A 20,046-nucleotide genomic window follows, 5' to 3' on the forward strand; every position below is an offset into this window, starting at 1 on the left:
GCCCGCCGCGGGACGAATACCTGCTCACCGCCGTCGGCGAGGAACTCGCCCCGGTGCTGACCGCGCTGCGCGTCTGGGGCGAGCGCCACGTCACTCCCGCGAGCGCGGCGCGGGCCGGCGGTGCGCGGACGGATCGCGATCAGGCGTTGCCGTAGACCCGGGCCGGCCGCACCAGGACGGCCGCACGGCGATCCGCGATCATCGTCCGGTCGTATTCGTCCCAGTCGTCGTGGCTGCCGCCCGCCGCGACGAAGATCTCGCGCAGCAGCAGTCGGATCCCGTCGGCGTCGTATCCCGGATGCGGATCGTCGGGTCCGATGATCTCGGCCGTCCCCTCCGCCGTCGCCCAGTTCCAGCCGGAGCGCACGGCGACGGAGAGCCGGGGGCGCACCCTGAGGTTGCCCAGCTTGACCTTGCCGTAGGTCACGAACGCCACGATGTCGTCACCGTCACCGTCGCCCTCGACCGGGTGAGGCATAACCGCGATATTGACGACGGACGACTGGATGCTCCGGTCGGCCCGCAGGGTCGACACCACGGCGAGGCCCTGCTCGGAGCGGGCGAGTTCGGCGAAGTCGTGCAGCGTTGTCATGGTGGGCTCCCGCCTGTCGTGCCGCGCTGTCAGCCAGTCGTCTCGGGTTCTTGTCTACCTTGTCCCGGCAGCCGGAGCGGCACCGCGAGGGTGAGTGCGCCGATCCCGATCGCGATCAGGGCGCCGCCGAGCAGGTCGGGAACGCCGGTCTCGGTGCTGTGTCGGGAGTCGGGGGCGAGCACGGCCGCGGCGACGAAGGCGGCGACGCCGATCGGATCGACCCAGGGCGGTCGATGGCCCTGAGGCGCGGCGGCGGCGCGGCGGCGCCACGACCTGGCCGCACGGCGGCGTGGCGGCCAACGGGTCCACGACCACCGGCGCTTCGCTGACCGCCGGGTCGGCCGGGCTGTCGTTCGAGGCAGCGCAAGCGAGACCTGGACGCCGTCCGCCGACGGACCATCGTGGGCGGCCCGTCGGGCAAGGGGACACGTGTCGGCGTCCTGGTCCAGGGCAGGAGTCGAGGTTTCGCACCCCGGCGCGGGGGCAGCCGACCGGTTGACTTTCGAGGTGATATCCGTGGAGCTGTTCGACGGCGAGGTCCCGAGCCCAGCCACAGGGGAACTTCCCATAGTTGACTACAAGCACCTTCCGAAGCTGGCGATCGAGGGACTCTCCCAGGACCTGGCCGAGGAAGACATCGAGCTTGTCCTTCGGTACGAGCGCGGGCACCGGGACCGGACACCGGTGATCCTGCTGCTGACCGCCCGGCTGAAGCGGCTGCGCGAGGGCCGGCGTCATCATCGGACCAAGGGGAAGGCAGGGGCGGTGCGGCGTCAGCCGCCCGAGTGAATCCGCCACCCTCCTCACCCGAAGAGCGCAGCCGCGCCTCGACCGTCGGGTGCTTCCGGCACCGCCCTCCCGATATCACCGCGCCCGGACGGGTAACCGAACGGGTATGAGCGCCAGGCCCTGGGGCCGTTCCGCCCGGCCGATCGTGAACGTCCCACGGAGACGCGGGTGTCCCGCGGCGACGACCGGGCAGGCTCGAGGTGGCACGGCAAGCCCGCGGACACATCGAGTCACCACGGAGAGGCAGACGAGACAGCATGGCCCAGACGATTCTCATCACCGGCGCGAGCGGCGGGATCGGCCGGTCGGCGGCCCGCGAGTTCGCCCGCAGGGGCGACCGGATCGGCCTGGTCGCCCGCGGGCAGGCGGGTTTGGAGGCCGCGGCACGCGAGGTGCGGGAACTCGGCGGTGAGGCACTCGTCGTACCGGCCGACGTGTCGGACCACAAGGCCGTGCACGCCGCCGCCGAAGAGGTCGAGCAGCGGCTCGGACCGATCGACGTCTGGGTGAACGTCGCGTTCACCTCGGTGTTCGCGCCCTTCACCGAGATCCGGCCCGAGGAATTCCAGCGGGTCACCGAGGTGAGCTATCTCGGATACGTCAACGGCACCCGTGAAGCGCTGGCCCGGATGCTCCCCCGCGACCGCGGCACCATCGTGCAGGTCGGCTCCGCGCTCGGGGAGCGCTCGATCCCCCTTCAGTCCGCGTACTGCGGCGCGAAACACGCCGTGAACGGCTTCACCTCCTCCATCCGGACCGAGCTGATGCACCAGAAGAGCAACGTGCGTGTCACCGTCGTGCAGATGCCCGCGGTCAACACGCCCCAGTTCTCCTGGGTGCTCTCCCGGCTGCCCAAGCACCCGCAGCCCGTCCCGCCGATCTACCAGCCAGAAGTGGCCGCCCGCGCCGTCGTGCACGCGGCCGATCACCCGGGCCGCAAGCAGTACTATGTCGGTGCCTCCACGGTCGGCACGATCCTCGGCAACCGGATCGCGGCGGGTCTGCTGGACCGCTACCTGGCCAGGACCGGCTACGAAGCGCAGCAGACGCAGGAGCCCGTCGCGCCCGACCGGCCGCACAACCTCTGGGAGCCCCTGGACGGCGAGGGGCCCGGCGCCCACGACTTCGGCGCGCACGGCACCTTCGACGAGACCTCGCACGACCGGTCGGCGCAGACCTGGTTGTCCCGGCACGCCGACCTCTCGTGGGCGTCCGCGGCCCTGCTCCTCGGCCTGGGCATCGCGGGCGGGGCGAGGGCACTGCGCAAATGAGGGCCCCGGCCGCACCTGGTCGGTGAGCCGGGGCAGGAATTCGGTCCCGTCGAATCCGGCGGGACCTTTTCCACGCCTTCCACGCTGTGGGACCTGGCGGACCTGGCGGACCTGGCGGGATGATCCGCCGTCAGGACCGGCGGGGCGCCGCGGCCAGCCAGGTCGCCTCGATGTCCTCCAGCAGCTCCGCAGGGGATGCGTAGACCGCCTCGGCCCCCGCGTCGAGGAGCTCCTGCCGGTTCCAGCCGCCGGTGAGCAGCCCCAGGCAGCGGACGCCGGCCTTCCCGGCGGCTTGGGCGTCCCAGGCCGCGTCGCCGATGAAGACCGCGCGCTCGGCCGGGACACCGGCCTTCTCCAGCGCCCGCTGGACGAGGTCGGGGGCGGGCTTGGTCGACGAGACGTCGTCGGAGGTGGTGACCGCGGCGATCGCCTCGCCGGCGTCGAGGGCCCGCATCATCACCTCGGCCTCCTTGCTCTTGGCGGACGAGGCGAGCACGACGCTCCAGCCGCGCTCGGCGCAGGCCCGCAGCAGGTCGGACGCCCCGGGCAGCGGGGCCAGCCGGGACCAGTACTGCGCGTAGACGGTGTCGTGGGCCGCGCTGAGGGCGTCGTCGCCGTCGCGGTCGCGTTCCTCGCCGAGCAGCGTGTCGAGCAGATGGTCGCTGCCCATGCCCACGCACCGGTGGATCCGCGCCATGGTGACCTGGTGCCCTTGCTGGCGCAGGGCTTCCCACCAGGCCACCGTGTGCAGATAGACGGTGTCCATCAAGGTGCCGTCGACATCGAAAAGCACTGCTCCGCGGCCATCATCGCCGGCTGACGCGGTGTCGGCCATGTCTGCTCCCTTCCGCATTGGGTCTTCGTCCCGGTGGTCAGGGCGGCTGCCGGGCGGACGGCGTGCGACGCGGCCCGGGCCGCCCCGATCGGCGTCACCCGGGCCATTTGCCGGTCAGTCGCTTGACGGCACCCGCCCCGGTCCGTTCGACAGTCGCCTTGACCACGGCGAAGATCGCTCCCTGGAGCGCCGAAGCTAGCAGGATCTCCTGCCAGCCACGGTCCTCGTCGGTGGCGTCCGGCGCGTCGTCATCGTGGGCCAGGAGCTTCCACGACTGCCTGAACAAAGCACCGGCGAGTGCTCCGCTGAGTGCGCCGAGCAGTAGGCCGACCGGTTTGTACGCGAGCGACACGGCTTTCATGTCTCCTCCGTGGGGGATGCGCGTCGGGGAACGCCGGGATGCTCCCGGAGGAGGTGGTTCCGCTGCGCGTTTCCGGAAGCACCCCGGCAGAAGGTGCCTGTCCACGATTCCAGGCGTCATTCCGCCACCGCGAACATTTCCCGCCACAAAGGCGGGCGCCGCCCACCTCTGAGGGTGCGCGGCGCCCGTTGTTCGAGCTTGTTCCGGCTGTCGCCGACTGTTCTCCGGCGGTCGCCGGTTCCTACCAGCGGTACCAGCGGCCCCGGCTGCCGCTGGAATGCGTGCCACGGACAAGGAAGCCCAGCACCCACACCACAAGGACGATGACGGCGATCCACCACAGAAGGTGGAGTGCGAATCCGGCGCCGAAGAGAAGCACCGCGAGCAGAAGAACGAGAAGCAACGGAATCATGGTTATCAACCTCCGAAGGGCCGTCTGCCCCGCCCTTGCACAACCATGCAGCCGATGGTGCGACGTTCACCCGGATGGCGGCCTCGCCGGTGTCGGCCGCTTCATCGACTTTCTGAACGGCGCTGCCTCCGGCGGCCTTTGGAACCGCGGTTGGTGCAGGCCGCCGGCTGGCGGCCCGCTCGGCGGAGTCGCCGACGGGCCGTACGCCGGCGGTCAGGAGTTGGTGATCGGCAGCCCGGGCGGGTTGATCTGCGAGGAGGCGACCGCCTCGTTGGAGAGGTTCCAGGCCTTCAGCCACTCGGCGTACTGGCCGTTCTTGATCAGGTAGTTGACCGCGTCGGCGACCGGCTTGGCCAGCCCGTTGCCCTTCTTGCTGGTGGCGGCGATGAGCCCTTGGAGCGACTCCCCCGCACCGGAGAACTTGCCTGCGTTACGGGTCGCGTTGGGGCTCTTCGCGTCCTGGGTTATGTGGTACGCGATGCTGGGGTTCGGCCCGAAGAAGGCGTCGATCTTCCCACCGTCGAGGGCCAGATAGGTGCTGTTGTTGTCGGGGAAGTACTTGATGGTCAGCTTCTTCCCCTCACCTTTCAGCTTCTGCTGCCATTCCAGCAGGATCTTCTCCTGATTGGTGCCCGCCCCGACGGAGACCGTCTTGCCGGCGAGGTTCCGGTAGTTTCCGGCGAAGTTCCACCCGTCGCTCTTGAGCACCTCGAAAGCGAGGTTGTCCTGCCGGTACGACGCGAAGTCGTACTTCTTCTTGCGCTCCTCGGTGTCGGTGATGTTGGAGAAACCGACATCCGTCTTGCCGCTGTCGATACCGACGAAGAGATTCTCCCAGGTCGAGTTGTGCAGTTCCGGCTGGAGGCCGAGCACCGCGGCGATCAGCCGGCCGAAGTCCGGCTCGACGCCGGTGAGGGTCTTCTGGTCGGAGCCGATGTAGTTCAGCGGCGCCGACCCGGCCGGGAGCGCGCCGACGCCGATGATCAGCTTGCCGCTCTTGGCGACCGCCGCGGGCAGTTCGGCGTGCAGCGAGGCCACTTCGGCGGCCTTGATGTCGGTCTGCTGGGCAGCGCCGTTGGACTCCTGTCCGATGGTCACCACGCCTGACGGCCGGCTGTCGGCCGCCGGGGAGGAGGAGTCGCTGTCGTCTCCGCAAGCGGCCAGACCTGCGGCGAGGGCGGTGAAGGCGGTGGCCGCGGTGAGGGTGCGCAGCAGTCTGCCGCGGAGCGGGGACGTCGGCAGAGGCGTGGAGGCAGACATGGGTGTCCTTCGTGTGTGGTGGTGTGCGGGCACGGGCCGCTGGCACGGGCGCATGCGCGGCTACGGGTTGCGGGCTACGGGTTACGGGTTACGGGTTACGGCAGCGAACGGGTGGACCGGGGAACGGCCGACGGAAACGGCAAAGGGGACGGGGGGACCGGAACGGAGATCAGAGCACCTTGCTCAGGAACTCCCTGGTCCGCGGATGCCGCGGGTTGTCCAGCACCTCGGCGGGTGAGCCCTGCTCGACGACCCGGCCGCCGTCCAGGAAGACGACCCGGTCGGCGACCTCGCGGGCGAAGCCGATCTCGTGCGTGACGATGACCAGCGTGGTGCCGCTGCCGGCCAGGTCCTTGATGACGGAGAGCACCTCGCCGACCAGCTCCGGATCGAGCGCGGAGGTGGGTTCGTCGAGCAGGATGACGCCGGGCCGCAGCGCCATCGCCCGCGCGATGGCAACCCGTTGCTGCTGGCCGCCGGAGAGCTGCCGCGGGTAGGCGCCGGTCCGGTCGCCGAGGCCCACCCGGGCGAGCAGGGTACGTGCCAGCTCCTCCGCCTCGGCCTTGCGCAGCGCCCCGGTGGCCACCGGGGCGGCGGCGACGTTGGCCAGCACGGTCAGGTGCGGGAAGAGGTTGAAGTTCTGGAAGACGAAGCCGATCCGGCCGCGTTGGGCGAGGATGGCGCGCTCGCTCAGCTCCCTGAGCCGGTCGCCCTGCCACCGGACGCCGATCAGCTCGCCGTTGAGGCTGACATAGCCGGCCTCGGGCTTCTCCAGGTGGTTGATCACGCGCAGCAGCGTGGACTTGCCGGATCCGGACGGGCCGAGGATCACCACCACCTCACGTGGCCGGACGGTCAGACTCACTCCGTCGAGGATGTGCTGGGTGCCGTACGACTTGTGCACCGAGTGGACTTCGATCGCGGCCGGTTCGACGCGTGTGGTCACAGTGCCGCCTCCCGCCGGACCCGGGCGCGCAGGTCACGCAGAGCGGCCCGCAGTTTCTGGAACGGTGTCGGCGGCACGGTCCGCAGCGCGCCGCGGGAGTAGTGCCGTTCGACGTAGAACTGGATCACGGACACCACGCTGGTGAGGATCACGTACCAGGCCGTCGCGACCAGCAGCAGGGGGACGATGTCGCCGGGAAAGGTGCTGCCCATGCTCTGCACCGTGCCGAAGAGGTCAAGCAGCGAGACGTAGAAGACCAGCGAACTGCCCTTCACCAGGCCGATGAGCTGGTTCACGTACGACGGGATGATCGCCCGCAGCGCCTGCGGAAACACGATCCGGGAGAACTGATAGCGCTTCGGCAGCCCCAGCGCCGCCGCGGCCTCGTGCTGTCCCTGGTCGACCGAGAGGATGCCGGCCCGCACCACCTCGGCCGCGTACGCCGCCTCGTTGAGGCTCAGTCCCACGACGGCCACCACCATGTCGGTGGCCAGCCGCGACTCGTCGAAGCGGGCGAACGCCGGGCCGAACGGGACCCCGACACTCAACGTGTGGTAGAGCGCGCTGAAGTTGTAGAGGAAGAGCAGCAGCACGATCAGCGGCACCGACCGGAACAGCCAGATGTAGACCCAACTCACCGCCCGGAGAACCGGGTTGCGGGAAAGCCGGCACAGCGCGAGCACAATGCCGCCCAGCAGCCCGAGCACCGCGCTGTAGGCGGTCACTTGGAGGGTGATGCCCAGGCCGTCCACGACCACCGGCCGCAGGAACCAGTAGCCGAACCGGTCCCACTGGTAGAAGCGGTTGGTGGTCAGCCCGTGCACGACCTGCGCGAGCAGGACGAGCACGACGGCCGTGGCAAGCCATCGGCCGGGATGGCGCAGCGGGAGCACCGGCTGCGCCGGGCTCGGTGACCGCGGTACCGCCGCGTCGGCCGGCGCGACGGCACCGAGGTTTTCACTCATGGGAGGGCTCCGGGAGTCTTCGCGCGCCGGTCGGCGACGGCGAGTCGGGGCGGTGGGGACGGTAGGGGGCGGTGGGGGCCGGTGGGGCTGGTGGGGGCTGGCTGCTCAGAACGTCGTGGGCGGGTTGACCACCGACGTGGTGACACCTGTGCCGGGCACGCCCCACTTGGCGAAGATCCTGGCGTAGTCACCGTCGGCGATGAGCTGGTTGACCGCGTCGCTGACGGCCTTGGCGATAGGCGAGTTCCTCGCGGTGACGAATCCGACCGGAGTGGTGCTGATCTGGCCGAGGTACTTGGTGTTCGGTACGTGCACGGCGTCGTATTTCAGGCCCAGCGTCGGGCCGAAGTAGATGTCGACCTTGCCGTTTTGCAGGCCGAGGATGATCGGCGCGGTGTCGGCGAAGTACTGCACCTTGTAGGGCTTCTTGCCGGCCGCGGCGCACTTGGCGGCGCCGTCGGTGAGGATCTGCTGGAAGGTCGAGCCGGGGCTGGTGGCCACGGTGTAGCCGCACAGGTCGGTGAGGCTGGTCACCGTGTCGACCGGGAGGTCCTTGGGGCCCAGGAAGGACTGGCCGTCGTTGAGGTAGGTCGCGAAGTCGACCACCTGCTCCCGGGCCTTGGTGGCACCGAAGTTGTCCTGTCCGACGTCGTACTTGCCGTTCTGCACGCCGGGGATGACGGTGGGGAAGGTGCCGTACTGCACGTCCCAGGTGACGCCGAGGACCTTGGCGACCGCGTCGCGCAGGTCGATGTCGAGACCGACGGTCTTGCCGCTCGGGTCCTGGCCGCCGTGGGGCAGTCCTGAGGTGCCCACGACGCGAGTGGTGCCCAGGATGAGCTTGCCCCGGGTCTGGACCGCCTTCGGCAGCTCGGCCTTCAGTGCCGGGTCCGACCGGATCGCCGAGACGACGTCCTGGGTCGGGAATTCCGCCGAACCGGCCCCGGACGAGGTGGACCTGGTGGTCGAAGCACCGTCCGCCGGGGCTGTCGAGGAGGTACCGGCGGCGCCGGCCGTACCGGATCCGTCCCCATTGTCGGAGCCGGAGCCGGAGCTGGCGCCGCAGGCGGTGAGCAGGGCGAGCACGGCGGCGGTGCCGGTCGCGATGAGGGCGGTACGGGAGACGTGGCGGGCGGGGCGTCCGTCGGTCGGCACGGTGGTTCCTTTCCAGGGGCACTGAAGCGGGTGGAGACATGGCGGTGGCGCCGAAGGGGCGCGAACCGCCCGAATACTCGCCAAAGGTCGAGAGGTAGAGAGGTAGAGAGGTTGAAGGGTCAGAGCACCGCGGCGAGGAAGGCGCGGGCCCGCTCGTGGCGTGGCCGGTCCAGGACGTCGGAGGGGACGCCGGACTCGATGATCCGGCCGCCGTCGAGGAAGACCACGGTGTCGGCGACCTCGCGGGCGAAGCCGATCTCATGGGTGACGACGATCATGGTCATCCCGCTGTCGGCGAGATCCTTGATGACGGCGAGGACTTCGCCGACCAGCTCCGGGTCGAGCGCGCTGGTGGGTTCGTCGAAGAGCAGCAGCTCCGGCTCCATCGCCAGCGCCCGGGCGATGGCGACACGCTGCTGCTGGCCGCCGGAGAGTTGCCTGGGGTACGCGCTCTCCCGCCCGGCCAGGCCGACCCGCTCCAGCAGTTCACGGGCTCTGGCCGCGGCCTGCTTCCTCGGTACGCCGTGCACGGCGATCGGGGCCTCGACGATGTTCTCCACCACCGTGAGGTGCGGGAAGAGGTTGAACTGCTGGAAGACCATGCCGACCCGGGCGCGCTGCCGGGTGATGGCCCGCGACCCCAGCTCGTGCAGCCGGCCTTCCCGGTAGCGGTAGCCGATGATCTCGCCGCCCACCTCGACGAATCCGGCGTCCGGGCGCTCCAGGTGGTTGATGCTCCGCAGCAGGGTGGACTTGCCGGACCCCGAGGGGCCGAGCAGCACGGTGACCTCGCCCCGGCGCACATCCAGGTCGACTCCGTCGAGCACCTGATGGGCGCCGAAGCTCTTGCGCAGTCCCCTGACCCGTACCAGGGACGCGGTGGTCCCGGTCGTCATGAGAGGCCCGCCAGTTCGTCGCCGGTCCGGCCGAGCAGCGGCACATTGCCCCGGAAGAGCTCCCGGAAGCTCCGCCGGCCCGGCCGGTTGCTGCCCCGGGCGTAGTAGCGCTCGACGAAGAACTGTCCGATGGACAGCAGCGTGGTGAGGATGATGTACCAGAGCGTCGCCACCAGCAGCAGCGGGATGATCAGGTAGTTCTGGTTGTAGATCAGTTGCGAGGAGTAGAGCAGGTCCTGCACCGCGATGACGCTGACGATGGACGTCGCCTTGAGCATGCCGATGAGCAGGTTGCCGGAGGCCGGCACGATGGCGGGCATCGCCTGCGGCAGCACGACGCGGCGGAAGATCCGCGCGTTCCCCAGGCCGAGCGCCTGGGCGGCCTCGGTCTGGCCGGGGTCGACCGAGAGGATGCCGCCCCGGACGATCTCCGAGGCGAAGGCCGCGACGTCCAGGCTGAGCCCCACGTACGCGGCGAGGATGCCGCTGAACAGATGCGCCGTCTTCACCGTGGCGAAGGCGCCGCCGAACGGGATGCCGAACGACAACCGCGGATAGAGCGAGGCGATTTCGTACCAGAAGAGGAGTTGCACCAGCGGTGGTACGGATCGGATCAGCCAGACGAAGGCGAAGCTCAGCGAGGTGAGGATCGGGTTGCGCGACAGGCGCATCGCGGCGACGCCGATGCCGAGCAGATAGCCGGTGGCCATCACCGCGGCGGTGAGCCAGAGCGTCAGCTCCAGCCCGTGCAGGATCGATCCTTCGAGGAAGTAGTGGCCGACGGTGCCCCATTGGAACCGTTTGTTGGTCAGCAGGGTGTTGACCAGCATCGCGAAGAGCACCAGCAGGACAAGGGCGGAGACCCACTGGCCGGGGCGGCGCAGCGGGACCAGCTTCGCGGCCAGCAGTTGCCTGTCGCTGGGGCGGCCGCCGGGCGGCGGCGGGTCCTGGACGGGTGTCGGGGGCGGCGGTTCCGGCGCCGCGGGTTCGCGCGCGGAGATGTCGGGGCTGCTCATGGTGGTGTGCTTTCCGTCCCATGCGGGCGCGCGGCACCGCGCCGTGGATCGGCGGAGTGGTGGCGTGCGGGGTGAGGGCGTGACCGGGCGACGGGAGGTGCGGGGTCTCAGCGCCGGGTCACGGCGCGAGCGCGGTCAACGGACCGGGGACGTCCCCGGACACAGTGCGCTGCTCACCCGGAGCAGGTCGACGTGGCGGCGCGCCACCATGAGCTGGGCGAACCCGTACGGACGCGTCGTGCCGCCGTTGTCGGCGCGTCGTGCCTGCATGCGGATCACCTCGCCATCCCCGGCCCGTGGGCCGCACGCGCTTGCCTGACCGATCCGTCCCGACGGGTCACCGCCGCGAGCGGCGCCGTGGACGGGGGTTGCGGGTCAGCGGGCCGACGCTGAAAAAGCCGGCCCCCATAACCAGGGGCACACCGTAACGGCTGGGGTCGGCTTTGGGCAATGCCTCAGAAGCCGACGGCCGGTCAGCGCGTTCCGCCCCGTCCCGTCGCCCCCGCCGCCCCCTGCCGGCCCCAGCTTCCCCGGCCGACCCCGACCATGAGCGGCCCCCGCGTGATCCGCAACCGGTCGACCGGTCATTGTGTTCGACGCCGGAACGGAGTTACGGTGAGGGTCGGTTATGAGCGTCAGCACCAAGCCCTGGCTGGCTGACCAGCAACCCTCCGGCGTGGCGGGGTGCTCCAGGTGATGACCCGGCGGCGCCGAGTCCGGTGTACGCAAGCGCGCGATGGAAAAGGGAGGGACTGAAGTGCGTCGAGCCGTCAGTACCTACTCGCGTCGCCACATCGACCTTCAGCGCATCTCCAGCGCGCTCTGTACGGCGTACTGAACCCGGCCCGGGGCGTCACCCGGTCGTAGCGGCGTCCTGAGCCCGCACCGCCCGGCGCACCGGTGTTCCACGGGCCCCTCGCACCTGCCGGCGAGGGCACACCCAGCCGAGATCCCGCCGAAATCCCGCCGGAAGCGTGCCGCCACCCGGCCCCGTATCTCCCTCCTCCCCGTTCCCTCGCCCCGCCGACACCACCCCGGACCACCGCCCGGCGCGGGTCCCGTCCGGCATGCCCGCGGCCCCGGTGGCGCCGCCCTCCGCCCGAGCAGGAAGCGATCCCGTCATGTCCCAGCGACACCCCGCTCTCCACCTCTCCGTCGCCCTCGACGGCGCCGGCTGGCACCCCGCCGCCTGGCGCGAAGCCGACGCCCGGCCCCATGAACTGTTCACGGCGGCGTACTGGGCCGACCTCGTCGCCGAGGCCGAGCGCGGGCTGCTGGACTTCGTCACGATCGAGGACTCACTCGGCCTCCAGTCCTCGGACTTCACCGAGCCCGACCACCGCACCGACCAGGTCCGCGGCCGACTGGACGCGGTCCAGATCGCCGCCCGGATCGCGCCGCTGACCAGCCACATCGGCCTGATCCCGAGCGCCGTGGTCACCCATACCGAGCCCTTCCACCTCTCCAAGGCGATCGCCACCCTCGACTACGTGAGCGGCGGCCGGGCCGGCCTCCGGGTGCAGGTCTCGGCCCGTCCGTACGAGGCGGAGCTCTTCGGCCGGCGGACCTTCCCGCCGTTCCACCTGGCCGACCTCGCCACACCGGAGGTCCAGGCGCTGATGGGCGAGAACTTCGCCGAGGCCGCGGACTACGTCGAGGTGGTGCGGCGGCTCTGGGACAGTTGGGAGGACGGCGCCGAGATCCGGGACGTGGCGACGGGCCGCTTCATCGACCGGGAAAAGCTGCACTACATCGACTTCGAGGGCCGGTGGTTCAGCGTCAAGGGCCCGTCGATCACCCCGCGCCCGCCGCAGGGCCAGCCGCTGATCGCCGCGCTCGCGCACCAGAGCATCCCCTACCGCCTGGTGGCCGGCTCCACCGACATCGGTTTCGTCACCCCCCGCGACGCCGGGGACGCCGGGGCGATCGCCGCCGAGATCCGGGGTTATCAGGACGAGGCGGGGCGCGCCGGGGAGACCGTGCACCTCTTCGCCGACCTGGTGGTACTGCTCGACGACACCGACGAGGCGGCCGCCGCCCGGCGCGGCCGGCTCGACGAGCGCGCGGGGGCCGCGTTCACCAGTGACGCCGTGGTCTTCGCCGGGACGCCGAGCGGGCTCGCGGACCTGCTGGAGCAGTGGCAGGCGGCCGGCCTCAGCGGCTTCCGGCTGCGGCCCGCGGCCATCCCGCACGACCTGGCGCGGATCACCCGTGAGCTGGTGCCGGAGCTTCAGCGCCGCGGCCTGTTCCGCACCGCCTACGAGGCCGACACCTTGCGCGGCCTGCTGGGGCTGCCCCGTCCGGCGAACCGTTACGCCACCGCGTCCGCCCCGCTCGGCCCGCGCCATCCCGACGCCGCCGCGGCGACGGAGAGGGCGGCGTCGTGAAGTTCATCAACATCACCCTGATCGTCCACGCCCCCGACCCGGTCACCGGCGCCCAGCCGTCGACCCACGAACGCTTCCGGCAGGTGATCGACAGCGCGCTGCTCGCCGAGGAGCTGGGCTTCGACGGGTTCGGTGTCGGCGAGCGGCACGAGCGCCCGTTCATCTCCTCCTCCCCCACCGTGGTGCTCAGCCATATCGCCGCCCGCACCCGCCGGATCCGGCTCTTCACCGCGGTCACCACGCTGAGCCTGCTCGACCCGGTCCGCGCCTACGAGGACTACGCGACGCTCGACCACCTCTCCGGCGGCCGGCTCGAACTGATCATCGGCAAGGGCAACGGCGCCGCGCAGCGCGAGCTGTTCCAGGTCACCCCCGAGGACCAGTGGGACCGCAACGCCGAGTCGTACGAGATCTTCCGGGAGATCTGGCGCAACGAGAAGGTCACCGCGCCGGCGAAGTTCCGGCCCGCGCTCACCGACGCGGAGGTCTGGCCCCGGCCGTACCAGCGGCCGATCCGGGTCTGGCACGGCAGCGCCACCAGCCGCGAGTCGGTCGACCTCGCCGCCCGCTACGGCGACCCGCTCTTCTCGGCGAACGTCACCAACCCCATCGAGCCCTACGCCGAGCTGATCCGCTACTACCGCGAGCGGTGGGAGCACTACGGCCACGACCCGGCGCTGGCCGCGGTCGGCGCGGGCTCGGCCGGCTTCTACGCGGCGCCCACCTCCCAGCAGGCCCTCGCCGACTACCGGCCGGTCTTCCAGGGCTACCTCGGCTTCCAGAAGCGGCTCGGCGTCGAACCGGTCTTCCCCACCCTGGAGGACTTCGCCGAGCGCAGCTCCGCCCTGATCGGCAGCCCCGAGCAGATCGTCGACAAGGTCCACCGCTACCACGAGCGGTTCGGCCACAGCGTGCTGCATCTGCACGCCGAGCCCGGCGGCCTGACCGGTGCCCAGCACCGCGCGTCGCTCGAACTCTTCCAGTCCGCGATCGCCCCGGCGCTGCGGAGCGCCATCCCCGACCCGCCGTGGCCGTGGGGCCCGGTGGACCCCGACGACGCCCCGTCCGAAGCAGCCGCCACCGCGCCCCGAGGAGCCTGACCATGGCCAACACCCCCCTGGCCGTACTGGACCTGGTCCCGATCAGCTCCGGTTCCTCGGCGCCCGAGGCGCTGCGCAACAGCATCGACCTGGCCCGGCAGACCGAGCGGTTGGGCTACCGGCGCTACTGGTTCGCCGAGCACCATCTCAACCCCGGCGTGGCCGGCACCTCCCCCGCCGTGGTGCTCGCACTGACCGCCGCCGCCACCTCGACGATCCGGCTCGGCGCCGGCGCGGTCCAGTTGGGGCACCGCACGGCGCTGTCCACGGTCGAGGAGTTCGGGCTGCTCGACGCGCTGCACCCGGGGCGCTTCGACCTCGGCCTCGGCCGCTCCGGCGGCGGGCCGGCCGCCAGGACCCGTGAGCCGGCGCTGATCGGCGGCGGCTCGACGGTCGAGGGGTACACACCCAACGGACTCCGTATACCGGCCCGGTTCGACTTCACCCGGCTGCTGAGCTCCCCGCGCCTGGCACTGCACCAGAAGCTGTTGCGGCAGCCGAACGCCGAGCCGCAGAACTACGCCGAGCAGATCGACGACATCCTCGCGCTGATCGCCGGCACCTACGCCACCGCGGACGGCGTCGAGGCGCATGTCGTACCCGGCGAGGGCGCCGACCTCCAGATCTGGATCCTCGGCAGCAGCGGCGGCGTCAGCGCCGAGGTGGCGGGGCGGAACGGTCTGCGGTTCGCGGCGAACTACCACGTCAGCCCGGCCACGGTGATCGAGGCCGCGGCAGGCTACCGGGCCGCTTTCGTCCCGTCCGCGGTGCTGGAGCGCCCGTACGTCAGCGTGTCCGCGGATGTCGTCGTGGCCGAGGACGAAGGCACCGCCCTGGAGCTGGCCACCGGATACGGACTGTGGGTACGCAGTATCCGCACCGGCGAGGGGGCGATCCGGTTCCCGACCCCGGACGAGGCCCGCGCGCACGTCTGGACGGAGGCGGACCGGGAGCTGGTGGCGGACCGGGTGGAGACCCAGTTCACCGGCACGCCCCGGCAGGTCGCCGACCAGCTGGAGACGCTCCGGGACGCCACCGGCGCCGACGAACTCGTCCTCACCACCATCACCCACGACCACGCCGACCGGGTGGCCTCCTACCGGCTGCTGGCCGAGGAGTGGTCACGACGGGCCTGACCACCGCCGTCGGTCGGCCAACCCGGCCCCCGGGGTCCCCGCGGCCCCCACGCCCCCCGTCCGCCCTCGCGAACACGCCGAACGTGCCGAACAGGTCCAGCAAGCCCAGCAGACCCAACAAGCGCCCAACAGGCCCAACAAGCAAGGAGAACCCCGCCGTGAGCGTCGTCGTCCTCGTCGGCAATCCCAGGCCCCGATCCCGAACCCATGACGCGGCCCGGCTGGTGGCCGAAAAGCTGACCGGCCGGGAGAGCGACCAGACCGTGGAACTCGCCGATCTCGGCGCCGCGCTGTTCGACCCGGGCCACCCCGAAGTGGCCGCGGCGGCCACCGCGGTCCAGGAGGCGAGCCTGCTGGTGGTCGCGAGCCCCACCTACAAGGCGTCGTACACCGGGCTGCTCAAGCTCTTCCTCGACGGACTCGGTTCCGGCTCGCTGGCCGGTGTGACCGCCGTACCGCTGCTCCTCGGCGCGCACCGGCGGCACTCGCTCGCCGCCGAACTGCTGCTCAAGCCCGTCCTGGTGGAGCTGGGCGCCACCGTTCCCACCCGGGGCCTGTTCCTGCTGGACTCGGAGTACACCGCTTCCGAGGAGTTGGAGAAGTGGCTGACGTCAGCGCGTCCCCAGGTCGCGGCGAGCCTGGGCGCCACCTCGGTCCCGGCCACCTCATGAGCGTCGACCAGGGCCTGCACCTGACCGAACTCCGCCGGGTCTTCGGCGCTTTCCCCACCGGGGTGACCGCGGTCGCCGCCCTGGTCGAGGGCGTACCGGTCGGGATCGCCGCGAGCTCCTTCACCTCGGTGTCACTGGATCCGCCGCTGGTCTCGGTGTGTGTCGCGCACACCTCGACCACCTGGCCCGCGCTGCGCGACAGCGGCACGCTGGGGATCAGCGTGCTGGGCGCGCACCAGGAGCGGATCGGGCGGCAGCTCGCCGAAAGCGGCGTCGACCGGTTCGCCGACCTCGGCTGGCAGGCCACCGAGGACGACGCGGTGCTGATCGAGGGCGCGAGCGCCTGGCTGAAGTGCGGCGTCGACCAGGTCGTCCGGGCCGGCGACCACGACATCGTGGTGCTCCGGGTCCATGAACTGGACGCCGATCCCGCGGTGCCGCCCCTGGTCTTCCACGCCAGCCGATTCCGCCGCCTCGAACGTCTCGAAGCTGCCTGAGCCGGGGCGCCGCTTCATCGTGGTCGACCCCCTGCCCGTCCACCCGACCCGTGTTCCGCACAACTGGTGATGAGGAAACGAGATGCCCAAGGCGTACATCTATTCCGGCTTCGGCGGCCCCGAGGTCGAGTCCCTGGCCGACCTGCCCCGGCCGGTGCCGGGCCCCGGTGAGCTGCTGGTGGCCGTGCGGGCCGCCGGGGTGAATCCGGTGGACTGGAAGCGCCGCGCCGGATTCCGCCCGCTCGGCGCCCCGCCCACCGAACTGCCGGCCGTCTTCGGCGGCGAGATCGCCGGGGTGGTGGAGCGACTGGGCCCGGACGTGGCCGGTTTCGCGGTCGGCGACGCGGTGTTCGGCAACACGGTCGGCGGTGGCTACGCCGAATACGCCCTGCTGCCGGCGCAGCTCACGGCGCACAAGCCGGCCTCGCTGTCCTGGGCGGACGCGGCCACCCTGCCGATCGCCGCGGCCACCGCCTACGACGGAGTGCTCCAACTCGACCTGCCACCGGGTGCGACGCTCCTGGTCACCGGAGCGGGCGGCGGTGTCGGTGTGGCCGCGGTGCAGATAGCGGTCTCCCGCGGCATCCACGTGGTGGGCACGGCGAGCGCGGCCAAGGAGGCGTTCGTCACCTCCCTCGGCGCGCGGCACGTCGCTTACGGGCCGGGCGCGGTCGACCGGATCCGCGCCGTCGCGCCGCAGGGGGTCGACGCGGTCTACGACCTGGTCGGCGGGGTGGCGCTGAAGGAGGCCGCGGAACTGGTGGCGGACCGCACCAAGCTGATCAGCGGCGGGGACCGGGGCACCGTCGCCGAGCTCGGCGGCTTCCCCGTGGCCCGGCAGCGTACCGCCGCGGTCCTGGACGCGTTGGCGGAGCTGGTGACGGACGGCGTCTTGAATCCCTTCGTGACCGCGACCTTCCCGCTGGAGCGGGCCGGCGCCGCGCTGCGGGCCGTGGAGGAGGGCCACGCGCGGGGCAAGGTCGTCATCGAGATCCCGCCCCGCCCGGCTCTTTCCTGACCCCGGGCCCCCATCACGCCCGCCGGCAACACCGGCCGGACACACCCGCGCTGCCGCCACTTCCGTATCGAAAGGCCGTGACATGCCCATCGAGTTCCTCGGTATCGCCGCCACCAACGACGGCTCGGAGACCAATCCGCGCAGCGGCGCGTCCTTCGACAAGGAGTACACACTCAAGCTCGCCCGCGCCCACGAGGACCACGGCTGGGACCGGGTGCTGTTCGCCTACGGCTCGGGCTCGCCCGAGCCGGGCACCGCCGCCGCGTACGTCGCCGCGCACACCAGCCGGCTGGACATCCTGCTGGCGCACCGGCCGAACGTCTCCTATCCGACCTTCGCCGCACGGGAGTTCGCCACCCTCGACCAGATCAGCGACGGGCGGCTCGCCGTCCACTTCATCACCGGCGGCAGCGACCAGGAGCAGCGGCGCGAGGGCGACTTCCTCAGCAAGGACGAGCGGTACGCCCGCACCCGCGAGTACATCGAGATCGTCAAGCGGGTGTGGACCGAGCACGAGGCCTTCGACCACGACGGCGAGCACTACCGGTTCAAGGACTTCGTCTCCGACGTCTTCCCGGTGCGGCAGCCCCGGCCGGACGTCTCCTTCGGCGGCTCCTCCCCCGCGGCCTACGCGGCGGGTGGCGCGGTGGCCGACATCTACGCGCTGTGGGGCGAGCCGCTGGCCGAGACCGCCAAGCAGATCGAGGCGGTACGGGCGGCCGCGCTCGCCGCCGGACGCGACACGCCGCCCCGCATCCAGGTGGCCTTCCGGCCGATCATCGCGCCCACCGAGGAACTCGCCTGGAAGAAGGCGCACCGCACCGTCGCCACCATCGGCGAGCGCCGCGCCTCCGGCGCCTGGCAGCGGCGCGGGGGCAGCGAGCCGCAGAACACCGGCTCACAGCGGCTGATCGCCATCGCCGAGCGGGGCGAGCGCTACGACCGGGCGCTGTGGACCCCCACCGCCGCCGCGACCGGCGGGGCGGGCAACTCCAACGCCCTGGTCGGCACCCCGGAGACGGTGGCGCAGGCGCTGCTCGACTACTACGACCTCGGCGTGGACATCATCTCCGCCCGTGGCTACGACCTGCTGGGCGACGCCATCGACTTCGGCCGCCATGTCATCCCGCTGGTCCGTGCGGAGGTCGCCAAGCGCGACGCGGAGGGGGCCCGCAGGTGACCACCACCCAGCCGTCGTACGAGGTGCGGACGGCGACGCTCACCGATCCGCTGACGCAGCCGCTGCTGCGCGAACTGGAGCACGAGTACAACACCCGCTATCCCGCGATCGCGGGCGCGGGCCGGGAGTTGGCCCGCTATCCGGCGCGGGAGTTCGAACCGGAGTCCGGCGGGCTGCTGCTCCTGCTGCTGCGGGAGGGCGAGCCGCTGGCCGGCGGTGCCTACCGGCGTTACGACGAGCGGACCGCCGAACTCAAGCGGATCTGGACGCACAGCGCGCACCGCCGCAGGGGGCTTGCCCGCCATGTCGTCGCCGAGTTGGAGCGGGCCGCGGCGGCGGCCGGCTACGAGCGGGTGTATCTCACCACCGGGCCGCGCCAGCCGGAGGCGAAGGGGCTCTATCTGACCACCGGGTACACGGCGCTCTTCGATGTCGGCGCCGACCCTGAGTCGTTGGGCGGACCCCTGCCCTTCGCCAAACGGCTGGTCGGCGAGGGGCCGTTGAGCGCGGGTGACTTCCGGCCGCCGCCGCGGGTGGACTTCGGCCGCAAGCCCTGAGGGGCGTGGGCTGTCCCTTGTGCCCGGGTGCGCGCCACGCGTACCCGGGCGCCGCCGCGCCGGTACGGGAAGGGGGCCGGGGCGGCGGTGGGTCGGGGCGGCGGTGGGTCGGGGCGGCGGTGGGTCGGGGCGGGGCGCGCCGCCGGCCGTCAGAGCCTGCCGGCCTCGGTGATCCGGCGCAGGAACTCCCGGGTGCGCTTCTCGACGGGCGCCCCGAACACCTCGGCGGGCGTGCCGCGTTCCAGGATCACCCCGGCCTCCAGGAAGCACACCTGGTCGGCGACCTCGCGGGCGAACGCCATCTCGTGGGTGGCGATCACCATCGTCATGCCCTGCTCCTTGAGATCCCGCACCACCGCGAGCACCTCGCCCACCAGCTCCGGGTCGAGCGCGGCGGTGATCTCGTCGAGCAGCAGCAGCCGCGGCCTGGTCGCCACCGCCCGCAGCAGCGCCACCCGCTGCTGCTGACCGCCGCTGAGCCGGTCCGGGTACTCGCCCGCCCGCCCGGCCAGCCCCAGCCGGGCCAGCAACTCCCGGGCCTGCTCCTCCGCCACCGCCCGCGGCACCCCGTGCACCCGGCGCGGCGCCAGGGTGATGTTGTCCAGCACCGTCATGTGCGGAAAGAGGTTGTACGCCTGGAAGACCACCCCGATCCGGCGGCGTACCGCGTCCTGGTCGGTCCGCGGGTCGGTGATCTCCGTGCCGTCGAGGAACACCGCGCCGTCGTCGATCTCCTCCAGCAGGTTCACACAGCGCAGCAGTGTCGACTTGCCGGAGCCGGAGGCGCCGATGAGAGCGGTCACGGTGTGCGGGGGCACGTCCAGGTCGATGTCGGCGAGCACCACGGAGGAGCCGTAGGTCTTGCGGACGGCGTCGAGACGCAGCACGGGGGTGGCGGCGTCCGGTGCCGGTGCCGCTGCTTGTGCTTGTGCCTGGGCCGGCCGCTCGGACTGCTCGGGCTGCTCGGGCTCGGGCTCGGGCTGTCCCGGGAGGCCCTTCGCC

Annotated in this window: 25 protein-coding genes and 1 riboswitch; of the genes, 12 read left to right on the top strand and 13 right to left on the bottom strand. The window is 71.6% G+C overall.

The genetic code is table 11. The features are described 5' to 3' along the window. Positions 1-20: 20 nt before the first annotated feature. Positions 21-155, top strand: a complete 135-nt coding sequence (locus OG519_RS01500) for a hypothetical protein (RefSeq protein ID WP_405592398.1) — start codon at positions 21-23, stop codon at positions 153-155. Here OG519_RS01500 and OG519_RS01505 read toward each other — a convergent pair. Continuing rightward, positions 140-592: a TIGR03618 family F420-dependent PPOX class oxidoreductase gene (locus OG519_RS01505; protein WP_405577627.1), complete on the bottom strand. Its 453-nt coding sequence runs from the start codon at positions 590-592 to the stop codon at positions 140-142. The genes OG519_RS01500 and OG519_RS01505 overlap by 16 nt on opposite strands. 29 nt (positions 593-621) lie before the next feature. Beyond that, positions 622-774 carry a hypothetical protein gene (locus OG519_RS01510; RefSeq protein WP_405577629.1) on the bottom strand — a complete coding sequence of 51 codons (153 nt, stop codon included), beginning with the start codon at positions 772-774 and terminating at the stop codon, positions 622-624. Positions 775-1,108: 334 nt separating this feature from the next. On the opposite strand from OG519_RS01510, the gene OG519_RS01515 reads away from it, so the two are divergent. Both OG519_RS01515 and OG519_RS01520 read left to right on the top strand, forming a co-directional pair. After that, complete coding sequence (locus OG519_RS01515) at positions 1,109-1,381, top strand: hypothetical protein (RefSeq protein WP_405577631.1); 273 nt, start codon at positions 1,109-1,111, stop codon at positions 1,379-1,381. A gap of 257 nt (positions 1,382-1,638) precedes the next feature. Further along, positions 1,639-2,652 (top strand): SDR family oxidoreductase, encoded by a 1,014-nt coding sequence (locus OG519_RS01520; protein WP_405577633.1) that lies wholly within the window; start codon positions 1,639-1,641, stop codon positions 2,650-2,652. A 130-nt stretch (positions 2,653-2,782) separates the two neighbouring features. On the opposite strand, the gene OG519_RS01525 is transcribed toward OG519_RS01520, so the two are convergent. From OG519_RS01525 to OG519_RS01570, 10 genes are all read right to left on the bottom strand, one after another. Next, on the bottom strand, positions 2,783-3,487 hold the full coding sequence (locus OG519_RS01525; protein ID WP_405577635.1) for an HAD family hydrolase: 705 nt from the start codon (positions 3,485-3,487) through the stop codon (positions 2,783-2,785). Between the two features lie 94 nt (positions 3,488-3,581). Then, positions 3,582-3,848, bottom strand: a complete 267-nt coding sequence (locus tag OG519_RS01530) for a DUF4235 domain-containing protein (protein ID WP_405577637.1) — start codon at positions 3,846-3,848, stop codon at positions 3,582-3,584. A gap of 241 nt (positions 3,849-4,089) precedes the next feature. Further along, positions 4,090-4,260: a DUF5670 family protein gene (locus OG519_RS01535; RefSeq protein WP_405577639.1), complete on the bottom strand. Its 171-nt coding sequence runs from the start codon at positions 4,258-4,260 to the stop codon at positions 4,090-4,092. Positions 4,261-4,473: 213 nt separating this feature from the next. After that, positions 4,474-5,520, bottom strand: a complete 1,047-nt coding sequence (locus OG519_RS01540) for an ABC transporter substrate-binding protein (RefSeq protein WP_405577641.1) — start codon at positions 5,518-5,520, stop codon at positions 4,474-4,476. Positions 5,521-5,689: 169 nt separating this feature from the next. Next, the gene (locus OG519_RS01545) at positions 5,690-6,466 is read right to left on the bottom strand and encodes an amino acid ABC transporter ATP-binding protein (protein WP_405577643.1); all 777 of its coding nucleotides are present in this window, start codon (positions 6,464-6,466) and stop codon (positions 5,690-5,692) included. Continuing rightward, positions 6,463-7,431: an amino acid ABC transporter permease gene (locus OG519_RS01550; protein WP_405577645.1), complete on the bottom strand. Its 969-nt coding sequence runs from the start codon at positions 7,429-7,431 to the stop codon at positions 6,463-6,465. Before OG519_RS01550 ends, OG519_RS01545 begins: the two co-directional genes overlap by 4 nt. Positions 7,432-7,536: 105 nt before the next feature. Then, the gene (locus OG519_RS01555; protein WP_405577647.1) at positions 7,537-8,586 is read right to left on the bottom strand and encodes a transporter substrate-binding domain-containing protein; all 1,050 of its coding nucleotides are present in this window, start codon (positions 8,584-8,586) and stop codon (positions 7,537-7,539) included. A 119-nt stretch (positions 8,587-8,705) separates the two neighbouring features. Next, positions 8,706-9,482, bottom strand: a complete 777-nt coding sequence (locus OG519_RS01560; protein ID WP_405577649.1) for an amino acid ABC transporter ATP-binding protein — start codon at positions 9,480-9,482, stop codon at positions 8,706-8,708. Beyond that, positions 9,479-10,498 carry an amino acid ABC transporter permease gene (locus OG519_RS01565; RefSeq protein ID WP_405577650.1) on the bottom strand — a complete coding sequence of 340 codons (1,020 nt, stop codon included), beginning with the start codon at positions 10,496-10,498 and terminating at the stop codon, positions 9,479-9,481. The genes OG519_RS01560 and OG519_RS01565 overlap by 4 nt, the downstream gene beginning before the upstream one ends. 135 nt (positions 10,499-10,633) lie before the next feature. Continuing rightward, positions 10,634-10,768, bottom strand: a complete 135-nt coding sequence (locus OG519_RS01570; protein ID WP_405577652.1) for a putative leader peptide — start codon at positions 10,766-10,768, stop codon at positions 10,634-10,636. Positions 10,769-11,122: 354 nt separating this feature from the next. Next, positions 11,123-11,236: riboswitch (SAM riboswitch) on the top strand. On the opposite strand from OG519_RS01570, the gene OG519_RS01575 reads away from it, so the two are divergent. The 9 genes from OG519_RS01575 to OG519_RS01615 all read left to right on the top strand — a co-directional run bounded on the left by OG519_RS01575 (position 11,235) and on the right by OG519_RS01615 (position 19,044). Beyond that, on the top strand, positions 11,235-11,336 hold the full coding sequence (locus OG519_RS01575) for a putative leader peptide (protein WP_405577654.1): 102 nt from the start codon (positions 11,235-11,237) through the stop codon (positions 11,334-11,336). It overlaps the preceding riboswitch by 2 nt. A gap of 283 nt (positions 11,337-11,619) precedes the next feature. Beyond that, positions 11,620-12,885, top strand: coding sequence for an LLM class flavin-dependent oxidoreductase (locus OG519_RS01580; protein WP_405577656.1), 1,266 nt, complete (start codon positions 11,620-11,622; stop codon positions 12,883-12,885). Then, positions 12,882-13,985 (top strand): LLM class flavin-dependent oxidoreductase, encoded by a 1,104-nt coding sequence (locus tag OG519_RS01585; RefSeq protein WP_405577658.1) that lies wholly within the window; start codon positions 12,882-12,884, stop codon positions 13,983-13,985. The genes OG519_RS01580 and OG519_RS01585 overlap by 4 nt, the downstream gene beginning before the upstream one ends. A 2-nt stretch (positions 13,986-13,987) precedes the next feature. Beyond that, positions 13,988-15,121, top strand: a complete 1,134-nt coding sequence (locus tag OG519_RS01590) for an LLM class flavin-dependent oxidoreductase (protein WP_405577660.1) — start codon at positions 13,988-13,990, stop codon at positions 15,119-15,121. A 158-nt stretch (positions 15,122-15,279) separates the two neighbouring features. Beyond that, the gene (locus OG519_RS01595) at positions 15,280-15,792 is read left to right on the top strand and encodes an NADPH-dependent FMN reductase (RefSeq protein ID WP_405577662.1); all 513 of its coding nucleotides are present in this window, start codon (positions 15,280-15,282) and stop codon (positions 15,790-15,792) included. Further along, positions 15,789-16,289, top strand: coding sequence for a flavin reductase family protein (locus OG519_RS01600; protein WP_405577664.1), 501 nt, complete (start codon positions 15,789-15,791; stop codon positions 16,287-16,289). The genes OG519_RS01595 and OG519_RS01600 overlap by 4 nt, the downstream gene beginning before the upstream one ends. 82 nt (positions 16,290-16,371) lie before the next feature. Further along, entirely contained in the window at positions 16,372-17,307 is a 936-nt protein-coding gene (locus OG519_RS01605; protein ID WP_405577666.1) for an NADP-dependent oxidoreductase, read from the top strand. 82 nt (positions 17,308-17,389) lie between these two features. Next, positions 17,390-18,487 (top strand): LLM class flavin-dependent oxidoreductase, encoded by a 1,098-nt coding sequence (locus tag OG519_RS01610; RefSeq protein WP_405577668.1) that lies wholly within the window; start codon positions 17,390-17,392, stop codon positions 18,485-18,487. Then, the gene (locus OG519_RS01615; RefSeq protein ID WP_405577670.1) at positions 18,484-19,044 is read left to right on the top strand and encodes a GNAT family N-acetyltransferase; all 561 of its coding nucleotides are present in this window, start codon (positions 18,484-18,486) and stop codon (positions 19,042-19,044) included. Before OG519_RS01610 ends, OG519_RS01615 begins: the two co-directional genes overlap by 4 nt. Before the next feature lie 149 nt (positions 19,045-19,193). Here OG519_RS01615 and OG519_RS01620 read toward each other — a convergent pair whose 3' ends face one another. Next, the gene (locus OG519_RS01620; RefSeq protein WP_405592400.1) at positions 19,194-19,931 is read right to left on the bottom strand and encodes an amino acid ABC transporter ATP-binding protein; all 738 of its coding nucleotides are present in this window, start codon (positions 19,929-19,931) and stop codon (positions 19,194-19,196) included. Between the last annotated feature and the right edge of the window lie 115 nt (positions 19,932-20,046).

The sequence above is a fragment of the Streptomyces sp. NBC_01190 genome, from assembly GCF_045039895.1.
Lineage (GTDB): Bacteria > Actinomycetota > Actinomycetes > Streptomycetales > Streptomycetaceae > Actinacidiphila.

Coding starts and splice junctions, on each gene's coding strand:
- OG519_RS01560 (WP_405577649.1), bottom strand. CDS start 9,482: ATGACGACCGGGACCACCGCGTCCCTGGTACGGGTCAGGGGACTGCGC.
- OG519_RS01505 (WP_405577627.1), bottom strand. CDS start 592: ATGACAACGCTGCACGACTTCGCCGAACTCGCCCGCTCCGAGCAGGGC.
- OG519_RS01550 (WP_405577645.1), bottom strand. CDS start 7,431: ATGAGTGAAAACCTCGGTGCCGTCGCGCCGGCCGACGCGGCGGTACCG.
- OG519_RS01575 (WP_405577654.1), top strand. CDS start 11,235: ATGGAAAAGGGAGGGACTGAAGTGCGTCGAGCCGTCAGTACCTACTCG.
- OG519_RS01540 (WP_405577641.1), bottom strand. CDS start 5,520: ATGTCTGCCTCCACGCCTCTGCCGACGTCCCCGCTCCGCGGCAGACTG.
- OG519_RS01520 (WP_405577633.1), top strand. CDS start 1,639: ATGGCCCAGACGATTCTCATCACCGGCGCGAGCGGCGGGATCGGCCGG.
- OG519_RS01535 (WP_405577639.1), bottom strand. CDS start 4,260: ATGATTCCGTTGCTTCTCGTTCTTCTGCTCGCGGTGCTTCTCTTCGGC.
- OG519_RS01590 (WP_405577660.1), top strand. CDS start 13,988: ATGGCCAACACCCCCCTGGCCGTACTGGACCTGGTCCCGATCAGCTCC.
- OG519_RS01605 (WP_405577666.1), top strand. CDS start 16,372: ATGCCCAAGGCGTACATCTATTCCGGCTTCGGCGGCCCCGAGGTCGAG.
- OG519_RS01525 (WP_405577635.1), bottom strand. CDS start 3,487: ATGGCCGACACCGCGTCAGCCGGCGATGATGGCCGCGGAGCAGTGCTT.
- OG519_RS01580 (WP_405577656.1), top strand. CDS start 11,620: ATGTCCCAGCGACACCCCGCTCTCCACCTCTCCGTCGCCCTCGACGGC.
- OG519_RS01565 (WP_405577650.1), bottom strand. CDS start 10,498: ATGAGCAGCCCCGACATCTCCGCGCGCGAACCCGCGGCGCCGGAACCG.
- OG519_RS01570 (WP_405577652.1), bottom strand. CDS start 10,768: ATGCAGGCACGACGCGCCGACAACGGCGGCACGACGCGTCCGTACGGG.
- OG519_RS01600 (WP_405577664.1), top strand. CDS start 15,789: ATGAGCGTCGACCAGGGCCTGCACCTGACCGAACTCCGCCGGGTCTTC.
- OG519_RS01610 (WP_405577668.1), top strand. CDS start 17,390: ATGCCCATCGAGTTCCTCGGTATCGCCGCCACCAACGACGGCTCGGAG.
- OG519_RS01530 (WP_405577637.1), bottom strand. CDS start 3,848: ATGAAAGCCGTGTCGCTCGCGTACAAACCGGTCGGCCTACTGCTCGGC.